General features: G+C 65.1%; 12 protein-coding genes. 4 read left to right on the forward strand and 8 right to left on the reverse strand.

Annotation, left to right across the window (positions count from 1 at the left end; all coding sequences use genetic code 11):
• The first annotated feature begins 217 nt into the window (after positions 1–217).
• Positions 218–5719 carry an autotransporter-associated beta strand repeat-containing protein gene (locus ASB57_RS31070; RefSeq protein WP_197425033.1) on the forward strand — a complete coding sequence of 1834 codons (5502 nt, stop codon included), beginning with the start codon at positions 218–220 and terminating at the stop codon, positions 5717–5719.
• A 31-nt stretch (positions 5720–5750) separates the two neighbouring features.
• Here ASB57_RS31070 and ASB57_RS11865 read toward each other — a convergent pair whose 3' ends face one another.
• Both ASB57_RS11865 and araD read right to left on the reverse strand, forming a co-directional pair.
• Entirely contained in the window at positions 5751–6467 is a 717-nt protein-coding gene (locus ASB57_RS11865; protein ID WP_197425107.1) for a ribonuclease activity regulator RraA, read from the reverse strand.
• A 49-nt stretch (positions 6468–6516) separates the two neighbouring features.
• On the reverse strand, positions 6517–8256 hold the full coding sequence (gene araD / locus ASB57_RS11870) for an L-arabinonate dehydratase (protein ID WP_057652418.1): 1740 nt from the start codon (positions 8254–8256) through the stop codon (positions 6517–6519).
• Positions 8257–8381: 125 nt separating this feature from the next.
• Between araD and ASB57_RS11875 the strand changes: the two genes are divergently transcribed.
• Positions 8382–9065, forward strand: a complete 684-nt coding sequence (locus tag ASB57_RS11875) for a GntR family transcriptional regulator (protein ID WP_057652419.1) — start codon at positions 8382–8384, stop codon at positions 9063–9065.
• A gap of 1 nt (position 9066) precedes the next feature.
• On the opposite strand, the gene ASB57_RS11880 is transcribed toward ASB57_RS11875, so the two are convergent.
• The gene (locus ASB57_RS11880; RefSeq protein WP_057652420.1) at positions 9067–9339 is read right to left on the reverse strand and encodes an accessory factor UbiK family protein; all 273 of its coding nucleotides are present in this window, start codon (positions 9337–9339) and stop codon (positions 9067–9069) included.
• Between the two features lie 132 nt (positions 9340–9471).
• A complete protein-coding gene (locus ASB57_RS11885) occupies positions 9472–9921 on the reverse strand; it encodes a hypothetical protein (protein ID WP_057652421.1) in 450 nt (149 codons plus the stop codon).
• Positions 9922–10461: 540 nt separating this feature from the next.
• Between ASB57_RS11885 and ASB57_RS11890 the strand changes: the two genes are divergently transcribed.
• Complete coding sequence (locus ASB57_RS11890) at positions 10462–10800, forward strand: P-II family nitrogen regulator (protein ID WP_057652422.1); 339 nt, start codon at positions 10462–10464, stop codon at positions 10798–10800.
• Positions 10801–10834: 34 nt separating this feature from the next.
• Entirely contained in the window at positions 10835–12073 is a 1239-nt protein-coding gene (amt, locus tag ASB57_RS11895; protein WP_057652423.1) for an ammonium transporter, read from the forward strand.
• Positions 12074–12199: 126 nt separating this feature from the next.
• On the opposite strand, the gene ptsP is transcribed toward amt, so the two are convergent.
• The 4 genes from ptsP to gshB form a co-directional block, all read right to left on the reverse strand.
• Entirely contained in the window at positions 12200–13891 is a 1692-nt protein-coding gene (ptsP, locus tag ASB57_RS11900) for a phosphoenolpyruvate--protein phosphotransferase (RefSeq protein ID WP_156414380.1), read from the reverse strand.
• 133 nt (positions 13892–14024) lie between these two features.
• Positions 14025–14294 carry an HPr family phosphocarrier protein gene (locus tag ASB57_RS11905; RefSeq protein ID WP_057652425.1) on the reverse strand — a complete coding sequence of 90 codons (270 nt, stop codon included), beginning with the start codon at positions 14292–14294 and terminating at the stop codon, positions 14025–14027.
• Positions 14295–14368: 74 nt separating this feature from the next.
• Entirely contained in the window at positions 14369–14767 is a 399-nt protein-coding gene (locus tag ASB57_RS11910; RefSeq protein ID WP_057652426.1) for a PTS sugar transporter subunit IIA, read from the reverse strand.
• Positions 14768–14777: 10 nt separating this feature from the next.
• A complete protein-coding gene (gshB, locus tag ASB57_RS11915; RefSeq protein WP_057652427.1) occupies positions 14778–15743 on the reverse strand; it encodes a glutathione synthase in 966 nt (321 codons plus the stop codon).
• Between the last annotated feature and the right edge of the window lie 49 nt (positions 15744–15792).

Raw genomic sequence — 15792 nt, forward strand, 5'->3', positions numbered from 1 at the left:
GATGTCGCACCACACCCAAACGAAATTGCTTCGCCTGGAAACATATTTAATGAACAATAATTCAAATTAATTTCAAAGTGTGAGGGAAATTTCGATGAGTCGCGTCGCCAGTTCGTGCCGAAGCCGTTCAACCCGACGCCCATCCGCGGCACGGACTCGCCTGAAATTACTCCCCACTGCCGTGTACCTGGCCATTACCGGTCTGGCGGCGCCGGGTATGGCAGCGAACGTGGACATCGGCGGGATGACCGATGACACTTACTCGTCAGTCATTTCCGGCACTGACACTGTCGTCAAACAAGGTATCGGCACGACCACGCTGACCGGCATCAATACGTATTCCGGCGGCACGCAGTTGATGCAGGGCGGCCTAAGCCTCGCCAACGATTCTGCTCTCGGCACCGGTACGCTCACGGTGGCGGGCGCGACGACACTAGATAGCACGACCGCGGTCACAGTGGCGAACACGATCACGCTCAATGCCGGCCTGAGCGTACTGGGCACCAACGACCTCACCCTCAACGGCTCTATCTCTGGCACGGGCGGTCTGGCCAAACTAGGCGCGGCCACGCTCACGCTCAACGGTGTCAACACCTACACCGGCGGCACCAACATCAGCGCCGGTACGCTGGCGCTGGGTGCCGGCGCCAGCCTGGCATCCAGCGGCATCGTGAATCTCTCGTCGGGCGCCACTTTCGATCTGTCAGCCGGCAACGGCACACAAAGCTTTGGCACACTGACGGGCGGCGGCACGGTGAACATGGGCGGCAATACCTTGACCATCGGCGGGCCCACCAGCGGCGTCTTCGCCGGCTCCATCGCTGGAAGCGGCGGCATCATCAAGGAAGGCACCGGCACGGAGACCCTGACCGGCGTCAACACCTACACCGGCGGCACGCTCATCAATGCCGGGACCCTCGCCATCGGCGCTATGGGCAGCCTCGCGGCTGACGGCGCGGTCACGCTGGCGGCCCCGGGATCAGGCTTCGACATTTCGGCTGGCGGCAACCAGACAATAGGATCACTCAGCGGCGCGTCAGGCAGCACCGTCGCGCTGGGCGGCAACGCGCTCACGCTAGGTGGGGTCGGAAACAGCGCGTACGCCGGCGTTATCACGAGCACGGGCAGCCTGATCAAGAACGGCACCGGTATTCAAATGCTCGCCGGCGCGAACACTTTCAGCGGCGGCGTCACGCTCAATGCGGGAGGCCTGGTACTGGCCAATAACGGCGCGTTGGGCACCGGCACGCTCGTGGTGGCTGGCAATACCACGCTGGACAACAACGCCGCACGTAACGTCGCCAACAATGTGAGCCTGGCCGCCGGCGTGGCCCTCGACATACTGGGAAGCTATGCGCTGACATTGGGCGGCAACATCTCCGGGGCAGGTGGCCTGGTCAAAGATGGGCCGTCGACAGTGACGCTGACCGGCGTGAATACCTACACCGGGGGCACCACCATCAATGCAGGCACGCTGGCGCTAGGCGCGGGCGGCAGCCTGGCCTCAACCGGGGCGCTGACACTGGCGGGAACGGGCACGTTCGATATCTCAAGCAGTGGCGCCAACCAGACCATAGGTTCGCTATCCGGCGTGGCTGGCAGCATGGTTTCGCTGGGCGGCAACAGCTTGACTGCGGGCAATTCGAGCGATACCACCTTCGCCGGCACGATAAGCGGCAGCGGCGGCCTGGTGAAGACAGGGTCCGGCGTACTGACACTGTCCGGCGCCAATACCTACACCGGCGGCCTGACGTTGAATGCCGGTGGCCTGGCGGTCGGCAACAACGCAGCACTAGGAACCGGCGTCCTGACTGTCGCCGGCGCCACGGCGCTGGATGCCTCGACCGCCGTCACGTTGGCGAATGGCGTTGTCCTCAATGCCAACCTGACCGTGAATGGTAGCAACGACCTGACCCTCAACGGCAGCATCGCCGGCATCGGCAGCCTGTACAAGAACGGCACCGCCACGCTGACACTGAACGGCGTCAACACCTATACCGGCGGCACGATCATCAACGCCGGCACGCTGGCACTGGGTGCCGGCGCCAGCCTCGCCAGCAGCGGTGTCGTCAGCGTGGCCACTGGAGCCACCTTCGATCTGTCGGCGGGCAACGGCACGCAGCAATTCGGCACCCTCACAGGCACTGGCACGGTCGATCTCGGCGACAACGCTCTGGTTATCGGCGGCCCCACCGATGGCACCTTCGGCGGTGCGATCGCCGGCACCGGCGGGGTGACCAAGGTGGGGACAGGCACGGAAACGCTGACTGGCGCCAGCACTTACACAGGCGGCACGTTCATCGACGCCGGGATATTGGCGATAGGGGCCGGTGGCAGCACCGCCTCCAGTTCCGCTGTCACCTTGAGCGCCGCCGGCACGGGCTACGATATTTCCGCTGCGGCAGGCAATCAGACCATCGGCGCGCTTAACGGCGTGACGGGCAGCTCGGTCTCGCTGGGCGCCAATACCCTGGCCCTCGCCGGTGTGGGCAATGCCGATTTCGAGGGGGTGATCGATGGCTCGGGAGCGTTAATCAAGAGCGGCCCCGGCATCCAGGGATTGGGCGGCCCCAACACCTTCACCGGCGGCACCACCCTCTCCGGGGGTGAGCTGGTGCTCGGCAACAGCGCCGCACTTGGATCGGGCGATCTGGCGGTAAACGGTAACGCCACACTGGATACGAGCATCCCGGTCACCGTCGTGAACAATATCGCGCTGGATACCGGAGTCAATCTAACCATTCGGGGAAGCAATGATCTGACCATAGGCGGCCTGATATCCGGTGATGGCGGCCTGACGAAGAACGGTGCGGCGACGCTGGTGCTGCACAACGCCAATACCTACACGGGTGGAACGACCATCAATTCAGGCACGCTTGCGATCGGCGCGGGCGGCAGCCTGGCGATGACGGGCGCCCTGAACCTGACCGGCATCGGCTCTTTCGACATCAGCGCCGGCGGCAACCAGACGGTCGGCGCCTTTTCTGGCGTGGCGGGCAGCACCGTAGCACTCGGCGGCAACGCCTTGACATTCGGCAACGCCACCGATGCCACCTTCAGCGGCAACATCGGCGGCACCGGCGGCTTGATCAAGAACGGCACTGGCGTGCAAACCTTGAGCGCCGCCAGCACCTTCAGCGGCGGCAGCACCCTGAACGCGGGTGGATTGATCGTCGGCAACAACGCCGCCCTCGGCACCGGCGCCCTCACCGTCAGCAATGCCGCCACCCTGGACGCCTCCGGACCCGTCGCCCTGGCGAACGATGTCGTGCTGAATGCCGGGTTGATCGTGGCCGGCAGCAATAACCTGACGCTGGACGGCGACATCTCCGGCTCCGGCGGACTGACCAAGAACGGCAACGCCACGCTGACCTTGAACGGGACCAACACCTACACAGGCGGCACCACCGTGAACGCCGGCACCCTGGCGCTGGGCGCGGGCGCCAGCCTGGTCGCCACGGGCATCGTCAACCTGGCCGCTGGCAGCACCTTCGACCTGTCGGCCGGCAACGGCACCCAGACCTTCGGTACCTTGGTAGGCAGCGGCACGGTCCTGCTCGGCACCAACGATCTGGCCGTAGGCGGCGCCACGGATTCAACCTACAGCGGATCTCTCGGCGGCGCCGGTGGACTGATCAAGAATGGCAGCAGCACCACCACAATAACGGGCGCCAACTCCTACACGGGCGGCACCACGATCAACGCCGGCACGCTGGCCATCGGCGCCGGCGGCAGCCTGGCGCCCAACGGCGCGGTCACGCTGACCGCCGCGGGCACCCACTTCGATATTTCCGCGGGCGGCGCCCAGACGATAGGCGCACTCGGCGGCGTGGCCGGCAGCACGGTCGACCTGGGTGCGAACACGCTTAGCCTGAACAGCGCCACCGACAGCGCCTATGCCGGCACCATCGCCGGCATAGGCGGCCTGGTCAAGAACGGCAATGCGACCCAGACCTTGACCGGCACCAACACCTACAGCGGCGGCACCACCATCAATGCCGGCACGCTGGCGCTGGGCGCCGGCGGCAGCCTGGCGTCGACGGGTGCGCTGAATATGGCAGGCACCGGCAACTTCGACATCTCCGCCGGCGGCAGCCAGACGATAGGCACGCTGAGCGGCGCGGCAGGCACCGTCATCGCGTTGGGCGGCAACACGCTGACCGTGAACGGTACGGCCGATTCGACATTCGATGGCGTGATCACCGGCAGTGGCGCATTGGCCAAGGCGGGCAACGGCACGCTGATCCTGAACGCCGCCAACACGTACACCGGCACAACGGCGGTCAATGGCGGCACGTTGGAGATCGGCGATGCCGACCACTCCGGCGCCAGCATCGCGGGCAATGTATCCGTCGGCAGCGGCGGCACCCTGCGCGGCCACGGTTCGATATTCGGCGACGTCAACAACGACGGCACCGTGCGTCCCGGCGGTTCGATCGGCACCTTGACCATCGCCGGCAATTACGTCCAGTCGCCGGCCGCGACGCTGTTCATCGACGTCAGCCCTACCGCCGCATCGCAGTTGAAGGTCGCACGTACGGCCACGCTGGCCGGAACCTTGAACGTGCTCTACGGCCCCGGCACCTACAGCACGACGTCATATCGCATCGTCGATGCCGCCAGCGTTTCCGGACAATTTTCCTCCGTCACGGCCAACACGCCGACGGGCGTCACGCAGGCCCTGCAGACATCGGCTACCGGTGTCACGCTGGCGCTGGCCGCAGACGGCAGCGACACGGGTGGCACCGGCGGCGGCACGGTGGTCGTCAAACCCAACAACGCGACTATTTTCGGCGCCATGGGTTCGGCAGCGATACGCGAAGGCCAGCGCGTCAACGACGCCTTGCTTGCGCGCCTGAGCGGCCAGCCTTGCGGCAGTGGCGACTCGGCCAATTGCGCGCAGCCCGGCAAGCAGGTCTGGACGCAGTTGGTCTCCAACAGCAATCACGTGCGCGGTAATGACGACGCGCCCAGCTACAAGGACAACCATTACGGCTTCCTCGCCGGCCTGGACCACCAGGTCGGCGCCTGGACCCTGGGCGTGGCTGGTGGCTACAGCCATATCGACGTGCGCGAAGACGAAGCCAGCGGCAAGATCGACACTGTCCGCCTGGCCGGCTATGGCGCGCGCAATGTCGGACCGGTCAACGTTGCCGCCACCGTGGGCGCCGCGTACGACTTCCTGAGTTCCCGCCGGTCCTTCGCCGGCGTGGGCACGGCCAAGGGCGACACCGACGGCCAGGAATTCACCGCCGGGCTGCAAGCCAGCCTGCCGCTGGCGGCGGGTCCCGTGCTGGTCACGCCGCGGGCGGGCCTGCGCTATCAATACTTCCACGCCGGGCGCTTTGGCGAGGACGGCTCGACCAGCCAGAATCTGGACGTGGACTCGCAGAATCTGCATAGCCTGCAGCCGTATGTGCAGGTGGGTGTGGGCCTGCCCTTCAACACGGGATCGACCAAGCCGGCGTTGGTGGAAGCGCGAGTCGGCTATGCCTATGAAACGCTGGACCGCGGCCGCGGCGTCGATGCCGCGGCGGGCGACGGCACCCGCTTCCGGTTGGCGGGGGTAGCCCCCTCGCGCGGCATGCTCTCGGCAGGCCTGGGCGTGACATTGCCTTTGGGCAAGTCCACGGACATCACGGCCAGCTACGACCGGCTGTTCAGCACGGGCAATACGTCAGCCCAGTCCTTCCAGTTGCAGGCCACCTATCGGTTCTAGGGCAACGCCCAGCCCCGGTACGCGACGTCGATCAGCGGTTATTTTTCTTGCGCCATTCCGCGAAGTCGATCGGCGTTTGCGGATCCGTTGCCGGATACAGGCCAAGAATGGAGCGGCCGTTGGCGACCTGCTCGGTCACGAAGTCCTCGAACACCGTCATCTCGGCGGCTTCGGCGGCGATTTCGTCAGCCATGTGCGCGGGAATGACCAGCACGCCTTCATCGTCGCCGACGATGACGTCGCCGGGGAACACCGGCGCGTCGCCGCAACCGATCGGCACGTTGATGTCGATGGCTTGATGCAGGGTCAGGTTGGTGGGCGCCGACGGACGTTGATGGTAAGCACGCATCTTCATCTTGCCGATTTCGGGCGCGTCGCGGAAACCGCCGTCGGTCACCACGCCTTCGACACCACGGGCCTGCAGGCGGCCCACCAGGATGCCACCGGCCGACGCCGCGCGGGCGTCCTTGCGGCTGTCGATCACCAGCACCGCCCCGGGCGGGCAGTCCTCGATCGCCTTGCGCTGCGGGTGCGCTCGATCGCGGAACACTTCGATGCCGTTGAGGTCTTCGCGCGCCGGCATATAGCGCAGCGTGAAGGCCTCGCCCACCATGGACGGGCCGCCGCGCACGCCACCGACGGGCAGCGCGCCCTGGATCATCTGCGAGCGCAGGCCGCGCTTGAACAGGCAGGTGCACAAGGTGGCGGTACTCACGCCGCGCAGCAATTCACGGGTTTCGGGTTTCAACATGATGTTTTCTTTGAAGGATGGAAGGTCAAGACGGGGCAACTTGGCTTCAGAAGATATCCGGCTCGCGCACGGGTGCGCCGAAGTCGGTGCGCAGGAAATCGAAATCACAGCCCTGGTCGGCCTGCTCGATATGCTTGGAGAACATCCAGCCATAACCACGCTCGTAGCGCCGTTCCGGCTGTTTCCATTCCGCGCGACGCCGCTCCAGCTCGGCCTCGTCGACATCCAGATTGATCGTGCGGGCGTCCACGTCCAGCGAGATGATGTCGCCATTGCGCACCAGGGCCAGCGGCCCACCCACATAGGATTCCGGCGACACGTGCAGGATGCAGGCGCCATAGCTGGTGCCGCTCATGCGCGCATCCGACAGGCGCACCATGTCGCGCACGCCCTGCTTCACCAGCTTCTTGGGAACGGGCAACATGCCCCATTCAGGCATGCCCGGCCCGCCTTGCGGACCCGCGTTACGCAGGATCAGCACGTGATCGGCCGTGACGTCCAGATTCTCGTCGTCGATGGCGGCTTTCATCGAGGGATAGTCGTCGAACACCAACGCCGGCCCCGAATGCTTGAGGAAGCGCGGATCCGCGGCGCCCGGCTTCATCACGCAGCCGTCCGGCGCCAGGTTGCCGCGCAGCACGGCCAGCGAGCCCTCGGCATAGACCGGATCGTCCACGGTGCGGATGACGTCGTCGTTGTAAACGGCGGCACCTTCGATGTTCTGCCCCAGCGTGCGGCCGGTGACGGTCATCTCGTCCAGGTGCAGATGCTCGCGGATACGCGTCATCATGGCCGGCAGCCCGCCCGCATAGAAGAAGTCTTCCATCAGGTATTTGTCGCCACTCGGGCGCACATTGGCGATCACCGGAACTTTGCGGCTGGCTTTCTCGAAGTCGTCCAGGCTGATGTCATGGCCGGCACGGCGGCCCTGCGCGATGACGTGGATGATGGCATTGGTGGAACAGCCCATGGCCATGGCCACGGTGATGGCGTTCTCGAACGCCCGGCGGGTCTGGATACGCGCCGGCGTCAGATCCTCCCACACCATTTCCACGATGCGCCGGCCGCACTCGGAGCTCATGCGCACGTGGTTGGCATCCGGCGCCGGAATCGACGATGCGCCCGGCAAGGTCATGCCCAAGGCTTCGGCGATGGCCGTCATGGTGCTGGCCGTGCCCATGGTCATGCACGTGCCGTGGCTGCGCGCGATGCCGCCCTGGATGCCTATCCATTGTTGCTCGGTGATGATGCCGGCCCGGCGGTCGTCCCAGAACTTCCAGGCGTCCGAGCCGGAACCCAAGGTATGACCCTGCCAGTTGCCGCGCAGCATGGGACCGGCCGGCACATAGATGGCAGGCAGCCCGGCGCTGGTCGCGCCCATCAGCAAGGCGGGCGTGGTCTTGTCGCAACCGCCCATCAACACCACGCCGTCGACCGGATGGCAACGCAACAACTCCTCGGCGTCCATCGCCAGCATGTTGCGATAGAGCATGGTGGTCGGCTTGACGTATTGCTCGGCCAGCGACAGCGCCGGCAGTTCGATGGGGAAGCCGCCCGCCTGCAACACGCCGCGCTTGACGTCTTCGACGCGCTGCTTGAAATGGGTATGACAGGGATTGATGTCCGACCAGGTATTGACGATGCCGATGACGGGACGACCCGCCCATTCTTCCGGCGCGTAACCCATCTGCATGGCGCGCGAACGGTGGCCGAAACCGCGCAGATCATCGGGAGCGAACCAGCGCGCGCTGCGCAGGGTCTCGGGCGTCTTTTTCCTGGTCGTCATCGTATTTGTCTCGTGATCGATGTTGTTCGTTCTTAGATAAAATATACTAATACATTAGTACATCATGAACAAGCCATGACGCCTGCCGCTCTGCCCCGTCCCCCCTCTTCTCTTCGCCACCCGCCATGAACGAATCCGTCAGGTTGGATCGCTATCGCCAGGCCGCGCCGCAACTCTACGAATTGCTGCGCGAAGCCATTGTTTCCCTGACCTTTCCGCCGGGCACTGCCTTGGTGCGGCCGGAACTGGCCGCGCAGTACGGGGTCAGCCAGACACCCGTGCGCGATGCGCTCATGCGTCTGGAGGAGGAAGGCCTGGTGGACGTGATTCCCCAGGCTGGCACCCGGGTCAGCAAGATCGACATCGACCGTGCCGCCCAAGCGCACTTCCTGCGCCGCGCCATCGAGCAGGAACTGGTGCGGGATTTGGCGACCGCCGGCGACGCGGCCCTGATCAAGCGCCTGCGGGCCTTGCTGGCCTTGCAGCAGACGCAGGTGGACGCGGCGGACTTCGAAGCCTTCGCCGCGGCCGACCAGGAGTTTCATCGAGAGCTGTATGCGGCGGCCAATATGCAGGACCTCTGGCAGCTGGTCTACAGCCGCAGCGGCCACATCGACCGGCTGCGCCGGCTGCATCTGCCGGCGCTCGGCAAGGCACAGCGCATCCTCAACGATCACACGCTGATCGTCGAGGCCATCGCCGCGGGGGACGCCAGTTTGGCCGAACAGCGCCTGCGCGAACACCTGTCGCACACGCTGCGGCAGGTGGAAGACATCCGCGCGCGCTATCCGGAGTACTTCAAGGCCTGAGTCAGGCCTTGGGGGCGCCGCCTTCCAGTTTGGCGAGCCTGGCCTCCAGGGCGGTCACCTGCGTCGTCAATTGATCCACGCGCGTCAGCGTGCGCGCGAGCAGATCGGCCTGGACGTCGAACTCCTCCCGCGTCACCAGATCCAGCTTGGCGAAGCCCTGCGTCATCATGGCGCGCACGTTGCGCTCGACATCCGCGGCGGGGCTGCGCGCGATCAGGTCCGAGATATTCTTCTGGATGTCTTCCATCCATTGCATGGGATTGGTGGTGTTCATGTCTGCATCCTATTCCGCGAAGGTTGAAAGTCGCGAACCTCAAGTGTAAATCGCTTCGCCGCCCAGGGCCGGAAGCCAAAAAAAGAGCGGCACGGTGGCCGCCCCCAGGGCTCCGGAGACAACCGGAATACGTTATTGGCAACCCATCTGCGATGCAGATTGGGAAAACAGGTCGGTCGACTGCTTGCACTGCGACGCCAACATGGCCTTGTCGGGCACGGTCGCCCATTGCGCGCGGGCGGCATCGAGCTGCTGCCGGAAGGTCGCCACCGCCGGGCTGTTGGCGCCCAGCTTGTCCATGCATGCGTTCACCTGGCGGATATAGGCATCGCACTCCGCCGGCACATCGTCCGGCGCCGTCGCGCTGGCGGATGCCGTCGAGGCGGGCGCCATCGCGCCTGCGGGCGCGGTACTGGACGGCGCGGGGTTGCCCGCCGCCGCCGTTGCGGACGTGGACGTAGACGGCGCCGTGGCGGCAGGCGTGGCCGCCGGGTTGACGTCCTTCTTGTCGCAGGCCGTCAAACCCGTCGCGGCCAGCAGCATTGCCCCTGCCACCGCGGTGTTCCTTATCAAGCGATTCATGTTTTCCTCTTTCCCAGAGAGTCCCGGCGGTCGAGCGCCACCATGGCGGACTTTGCCTTGCGGATCGGAACACGCGTGCCGCTCGGACAAATCATTCTTCATGCAGGCCCTATTTCCACACAACGCCAGCATGTAAGTCGGCGTATCAGGCGAGGGCCCGCGGCGCACCCATCACCCGGCCCCGGCGCAGGTCCGCGTAGCCGCAACCTCATCCTTTAGTTTGATATCCATATTCTGTAGAGCAGCAGCAATTAGCTACAAAAAAGACAGGTCAACAACATACAGTGGCGGAGACGTGCACCGGGTTCTGCACCACTCATGTGCGCGACGTCCCACGAACTTCCCTGTTTTGGGGCACCGGCCGCACGAGGCGGCCCCGGCGCAAGGCAATCCCCGGACGCCTCATGGACATAACGCCCGCGGAGCCTAAGAAGACCCGCCGTGCGCCATGGTCAGACCCATGCCGGATATCGATAACTGAAAATTGGCATGGATATTGCTTTTAGCCCTATGCCTAGCGCAACCATCAGAGGAACAGCCATGAAACTCATCATCGCCATCATCAAGCCATTCAAGCTGGACGAGGTGCGGGTGGCTCTGTCCGGAATCGGCGTCCAAGGACTGACAGTCACTGAAGTCAAGGGTTTTGGACGCCAGAAGGGCCACACCGAACTTTATCGCGGCGCGGAATACGCCGTCGACTTCCTGCCCAAGCTGCGCGTGGAAGCCGCGGTCCCTGACGACCTGGTCGAACAGGCCATCGAAACCATCGAGCAAGCCGCCCGTACGGGCAAGATCGGTGACGGCAAGATCTTCGTCGCCCCCCTGGAACAGGTCATTCGCATCCGCACTGGCGAAGCAGGCGAAGCAGCACTTTAAATAACGAATAAAGACGCTATTGGAGCCATTACAAATGGATAAAGCAGATATCTCGTGGATGCTGGTATCGACACTGCTGGTGTTGATGATGGCAGTTCCTGGCCTCGCCCTGTTCTACGGCGGCTTGGTGCGCAGCAAGAATGTATTGTCGGTACTGATGCAGGTCATGGCCACATTTGTCCTGGGCCTGGTGCTGTGGTTCATCTACGGTTATTCGCTGGCCTTCACGGAAGGTAATGCCTTCTTCGGTGGCTTCTCCCGCGCCTTCTTCTCGGGCATGTTCTCGCCCGCCGACGGCAAGTATGCAATGTCGGCCACGCTGACCGAGCTGATGTTCGCCGCCTTCCAGGCGACCTTCGCCGGCATCACCTGCGCGCTGATCGTGGGCAGCTTCGCCGAACGCGCCCGCTTCTCCGCGGTGCTGGTGTTCACGGTGATCTGGTTCACCTTCGCCTACGTGCCCATCGCCCACATGGTGTGGTTCGCCTCGCCCACCGCGCCTGGCCTGATGAACGCCAAGGGTGCGCTGGACTTCGCCGGCGGCACCGTCGTGCACATCAACGCTGGTATCGCCGGCCTGGTGGGCGCCTATGTGATCGGCAAGCGCATCGGCTACGGCCGCGAAGCGATGCAGCCGCACAACCTGCCCATGGTCATGATCGGCGCCTCGCTGCTGTGGGTGGGCTGGTTCGGTTTCAACGCCGGCTCCTCGCTGATGGCCAATGAACAAGCCACCCTCGCCTTCTTCAACACCATGATCGCCACCGCCGCCGCCGTGCTGGCCTGGTTGTTCACGGAATGGGCGCTCAAGGGCAAGCCGTCGATGCTGGGCGCTGCGTCCGGCGCAGTGGCTGGCCTGGTTGCCATCACTCCCGCCGCCGGCCTGGTCGGCATGGTGGGCGCCTTCATCATCGGCGTGGCCGGTGGCGTGATCTGCGTGTGGGGCGTCAACGGCCTGAAGCGCCTGCTCAAGGCGGACGACGCGCTGGACGTGTTCGGCGTGCATGGTATCGGTGGCATCACCGGCGCCCTGCTGACCGGTGTGTTCAACGCCCAAGCCCTGGGTGGCCCCGGCCTGAAGACCGCCGCTGAAATCGGTGGCCAGGTGTGGGTGCAGTTCGAAGGCGTCGTCCTGACCATCGTCTGGTCCGGCATCGTGGCCTGGATTGCCTACAAGATCGCCGACATGGTTTGCGGCCTGCGTGTGCCGGAAGATGTCGAACGCGAAGGCCTGGACATCACCTGCCACGGCGAATCCGCGTATCACAGCTAATCAAGAAGTCGACCCCGGCCCTACAGAGGCCGGGGCACAAGGGGAAACGGGGCGCTCATCGAGCGCCCCGTTTTTTTTGATGTGCAGATATGCAGATGTACGCTGGGCCCTGCTCCGGCGCGATCCTCAAGCCTGGTTCAGCGTTTCCAGATCGACTGGTAGCGCGCGGTTGAGCACCGACGCCACCTTCACGCGCAGAGCGTTCGAATGAGCCCGGCGGATTTCCCGCTTGACGTCCAGCAGCTGCTGCGGATGCATCGAAAATTCGGTCAGGCCCAGCCCCAGCAGCAGGCGGGTCAACTGCGAGTCGCCCGCCATTTCGCCACATACAGCCACCGGCTTACCGGCCCGTTCACCCACGTTGATGGTGTGTGACAGCAAGCGCATGATGGCCGGATGCAAGGCGTCGTACAAGGACGCCACCTGCACGTCGCCACGATCGATGGCCAGCGTGTACTGGATCAGGTCGTTGGTGCCGATGGACAGGAAATCGAGGGCCTGGGCGAAGGGTTCGATGGCAATGGCGATGGCAGGCACCTCCACCATCGCCCCCAGTTCGATATGGGGCGCATAGGCCTGGCCACGGGCATCCAGTTCCAGTCGCGCCGCATCCAGCGCCTGCCGGGTGGCGACCACCTCGTGCATGTGCGAGACCATGGGAATCAGGATGCGCACCGGACCATGGGCCGACGCGCGCAGGATCGCGCGCAGCTGCGTGGCGAACATTTCCGGATGCGCCAGGCAGTAGCGGATGGCGCGCAGGCCCAGCGCCGGATTGATGGCCACGGTGGCTTCATCGTCCAGCGTCTTGTCCGCGCCGATGTCCAGCGTCCGGATGGTCACCGGCCGGCCGGCCATGGTGCGCAGCACCGACGTATAGGCCTGGTACTGCTCCTCTTCGCCGGGCAGATGACGACGTCCCATGAACAGGAATTCGCTACGGAACAGGCCGATGCCTTCGGCGCCGGACGCCAGGGCCAGTTCAGCCTCTTCCGGCAGTTCGATATTGGCGTGCAGCACCACGCCGATGCCATCCAGCGTGACGGCGGGTTCGTCGCGCAACAGCGCAAGCTCGGCCCGCTCGTCGGCATACGCGCGCTGGCGCTGGTGGTACTCGTCCAGGATGGCGGGCGACGGGTTGACGATGACGGCGCCGGTAGCGCCGTCGACGATCAGCATGTCGCCGTCGCGCACCAGCTCGCGCACATGTCCCAGCGCGACGACAGCGGGCACGCCCATGCTGCGCGCCACGATGGCGGTATGCGAAGTCGGCCCGCCCAGGTCGGTGACAAACGCCAAAAAACGTCCGCCGCGCAGGCGCAGCATGTCGGCGGGAGAGATATCGTGCGCGACGACCACCAGGGGGTCGTTGCCGTCGACCCGGCTGGGGTCCGGAATGGCGGACGTGCCGACCAGTACGTGCAGCACGCGTTCGATGACCTGGCGGACGTCGCCCCCGCGCTCGCGCAGGTACTCGTCTTCCATGGCGTCGAACTGCTCGCCCAGCAACTGACCCTGAGTGGCCAGCGCCCATTCGGCGTTGTAATGGCGGTCTTCGATCAGGCTCAGCGCCTGTTGCGCCAGCAAGGGGTCGCCCAGCAGCAGCCGGTGCACGTTGAGCATGGCGCCGAGTTCGCGGGGAGCGTCCTCGGGCAGGTTGTCAGCCAGCTGCAGCAGTTCTTCCTGCGCCGTCTCCAGCGCGGCGGTCAGCCGATCGCGCTCGGCGGCGACCTCTTCGGGCGCAATGCGATAGTGGGCGACTTCAAGGGCTGCCGCGCCCATGACCACGGCGCGGCCGATAGCGTAGCCACGCGCCACGCCCTGGCCATACATGCAAAGCACCGCGCTGGGCGCGCGGCTGGCGCCCGAAGCGGTAGCGGTGCCAGCACCAGTAGCCTGGCCGGCGGGTTGCGCCGGGGCCGGTACCGGGATGGCGGCGGGGGGAACCGCGTTATTCGTGCTCACCGAATTTGCTGTCGAACAAGGCTTCGATATCCGCGAGTGCCCGGTCGGCATCGGCGCCGCTGGCATCCAGCTTGACCGTGACGCCAAGGCCGGCAGCCAACATCATGACGCCCATGATGCTTTTGGCATTCACACGCTGCGCGCCCCGCGAGATATAGATATCGCAGTTGTATTTGCTGGCCAGCTGGGTGAGCTTGGCGGCGGCCCGCGCATGCAAACCCAGTTTGTTGCTGATGACGATCTCGGAATTAGGCATAGGGAAAAGGAGCGCGGAACGACTGCAAAATCATGCCGGCGCGTGCCGGCATACGTTGGAACAGAATTGTAAACTCAGTCTACACGTAATACGCCCTGCACCCCTCCCGCCAAGGCCTTTTCCCGGGTTTCCGCCAGGGACAGGCCACGGTAGGTCAGCGCCCGCAGCAGCATGGGCGTGTTCAGGCCAGCCAGGACAGCGCATTGCACACCCTGGGCCTGCGCTTCCAGCACGGCGCGCTTGGCGATATTGGCGGGCGTGGCGCCGACCAGATCGGTCAGCACCAGCACCCCGCCGCCATCGCGGCCCAGGCGCAGGATGTCCGCCACCACGGCCGGCGCACGCTCCTCCGGCATGTCGGTGGCCAGGATGTCGTGCACCGCCACATCGCCTATCTTGCCCATGACGTGGCCCGCGCAGTCCAGCATGGCGGACCCGAGCGGGGTATGGACGACGATGACGATGCCGGTCATCTTGCCTCCGTCAGACCGTCACGCCGACGGCAAGTTCCAGCGCCTTGGCGAACATTTCAGGTACGTCGAAACCGGTCTGCTCGGTGATCTCGACGAAGCAGGTGGGGCTGGTCACGTTGACTTCCGTCACGTAGTCGCCGATCACGTCCAGGCCCACCAGCAGCAGGCCACGGGCCGCCAGGCGCGGGGCCACCGCTTCCGCGATGTAGCGGTCGCGCTCGGACAGGGGCTGGGCCACGCCGCGGCCGCCCGCCGCCAGATTGCCGCGCGTTTCGCCGGCCATCGGGATGCGCGCCAGGGCGTAGGGCACGGGCTCGCCGCCGATCAACAGGATGCGCTTGTCGCCGTTGACGATTTCGGGGATGTAGCGCTGGGCCATGATGGTCCGCGTACCCGTTTCCGTCAGCGTTTCCAGGATGGCGTTCAGATTGAGTTCGCCCTCGCGCAAGCGGAAGATGCCGGTGCCGCCCATGCCGTCCAGCGGCTTGACGATGACATCGTGATGCTCGGCGTGGAAGGCGCGGATGCGCGCCATGTCACGCGTGACCAGCGTGGGCACGGTGAACTCGGGGAATTCGGTGATGGCCAGCTTTTCGGGATGATTGCGTATGGCCGCGCCGTGGTTGAAGACCTTGGCGCCCTGGGCCTGCGCGTATTCCAGCAGATGCGTGGAATACACGTATTCCATGTCGAAAGGCGGATCCTTGCGCATCAGCACGGCGTCGAACGCCGCCAGCGGCTGGTCGGCCGGCTCGCTGCTGTCCTGCCACCAGTCGTGGCCATGCAGGTCGGCATCGGCACGCAGCGTGATGGGCGTGGCACGCGCCAGCACCTTGCCGCCTTCGATATAGAGATCCCCTTGCAAGGTCACGCTCAGGCTATGCCCGCGTTTGACCAGCGCTCGCATCATGGCGACGGAACTGTCCTTGTACGCCTTCAACAGCGGCAAGGGATCGATAATGAACAAAACATGCATTGCGGCACCCACAGCGTGCGCCGCCCTCCCCAACGGGGAGGGCGGCGGT

Source organism: Bordetella sp. N (assembly GCF_001433395.1).
GTDB lineage: Bacteria > Pseudomonadota > Gammaproteobacteria > Burkholderiales > Burkholderiaceae_B > Bordetella_C.

Excerpts from the sequence above, each read along its gene's own strand:
- ASB57_RS31070 (WP_197425033.1), top strand. The coding sequence starts at position 218 with ATGGCAGCGAACGTGGACATCGGCGGGATGACCGATGACACTTACTCG.
- araD (WP_057652418.1), bottom strand. The coding sequence starts at position 8,256 with ATGACGACCAGGAAAAAGACGCCCGAGACCCTGCGCAGCGCGCGCTGG.
- ASB57_RS11875 (WP_057652419.1), top strand. The coding sequence starts at position 8,382 with ATGAACGAATCCGTCAGGTTGGATCGCTATCGCCAGGCCGCGCCGCAA.
- ASB57_RS11880 (WP_057652420.1), bottom strand. The coding sequence starts at position 9,339 with ATGAACACCACCAATCCCATGCAATGGATGGAAGACATCCAGAAGAAT.
- ASB57_RS11885 (WP_057652421.1), bottom strand. The coding sequence starts at position 9,921 with ATGAATCGCTTGATAAGGAACACCGCGGTGGCAGGGGCAATGCTGCTG.
- ASB57_RS11890 (WP_057652422.1), top strand. The coding sequence starts at position 10,462 with ATGAAACTCATCATCGCCATCATCAAGCCATTCAAGCTGGACGAGGTG.
- amt (WP_057652423.1), top strand. The coding sequence starts at position 10,835 with ATGGATAAAGCAGATATCTCGTGGATGCTGGTATCGACACTGCTGGTG.
- ASB57_RS11905 (WP_057652425.1), bottom strand. The coding sequence starts at position 14,294 with ATGCCTAATTCCGAGATCGTCATCAGCAACAAACTGGGTTTGCATGCG.
- ASB57_RS11910 (WP_057652426.1), bottom strand. The coding sequence starts at position 14,767 with ATGACCGGCATCGTCATCGTCGTCCATACCCCGCTCGGGTCCGCCATG.
- gshB (WP_057652427.1), bottom strand. The coding sequence starts at position 15,743 with ATGCATGTTTTGTTCATTATCGATCCCTTGCCGCTGTTGAAGGCGTAC.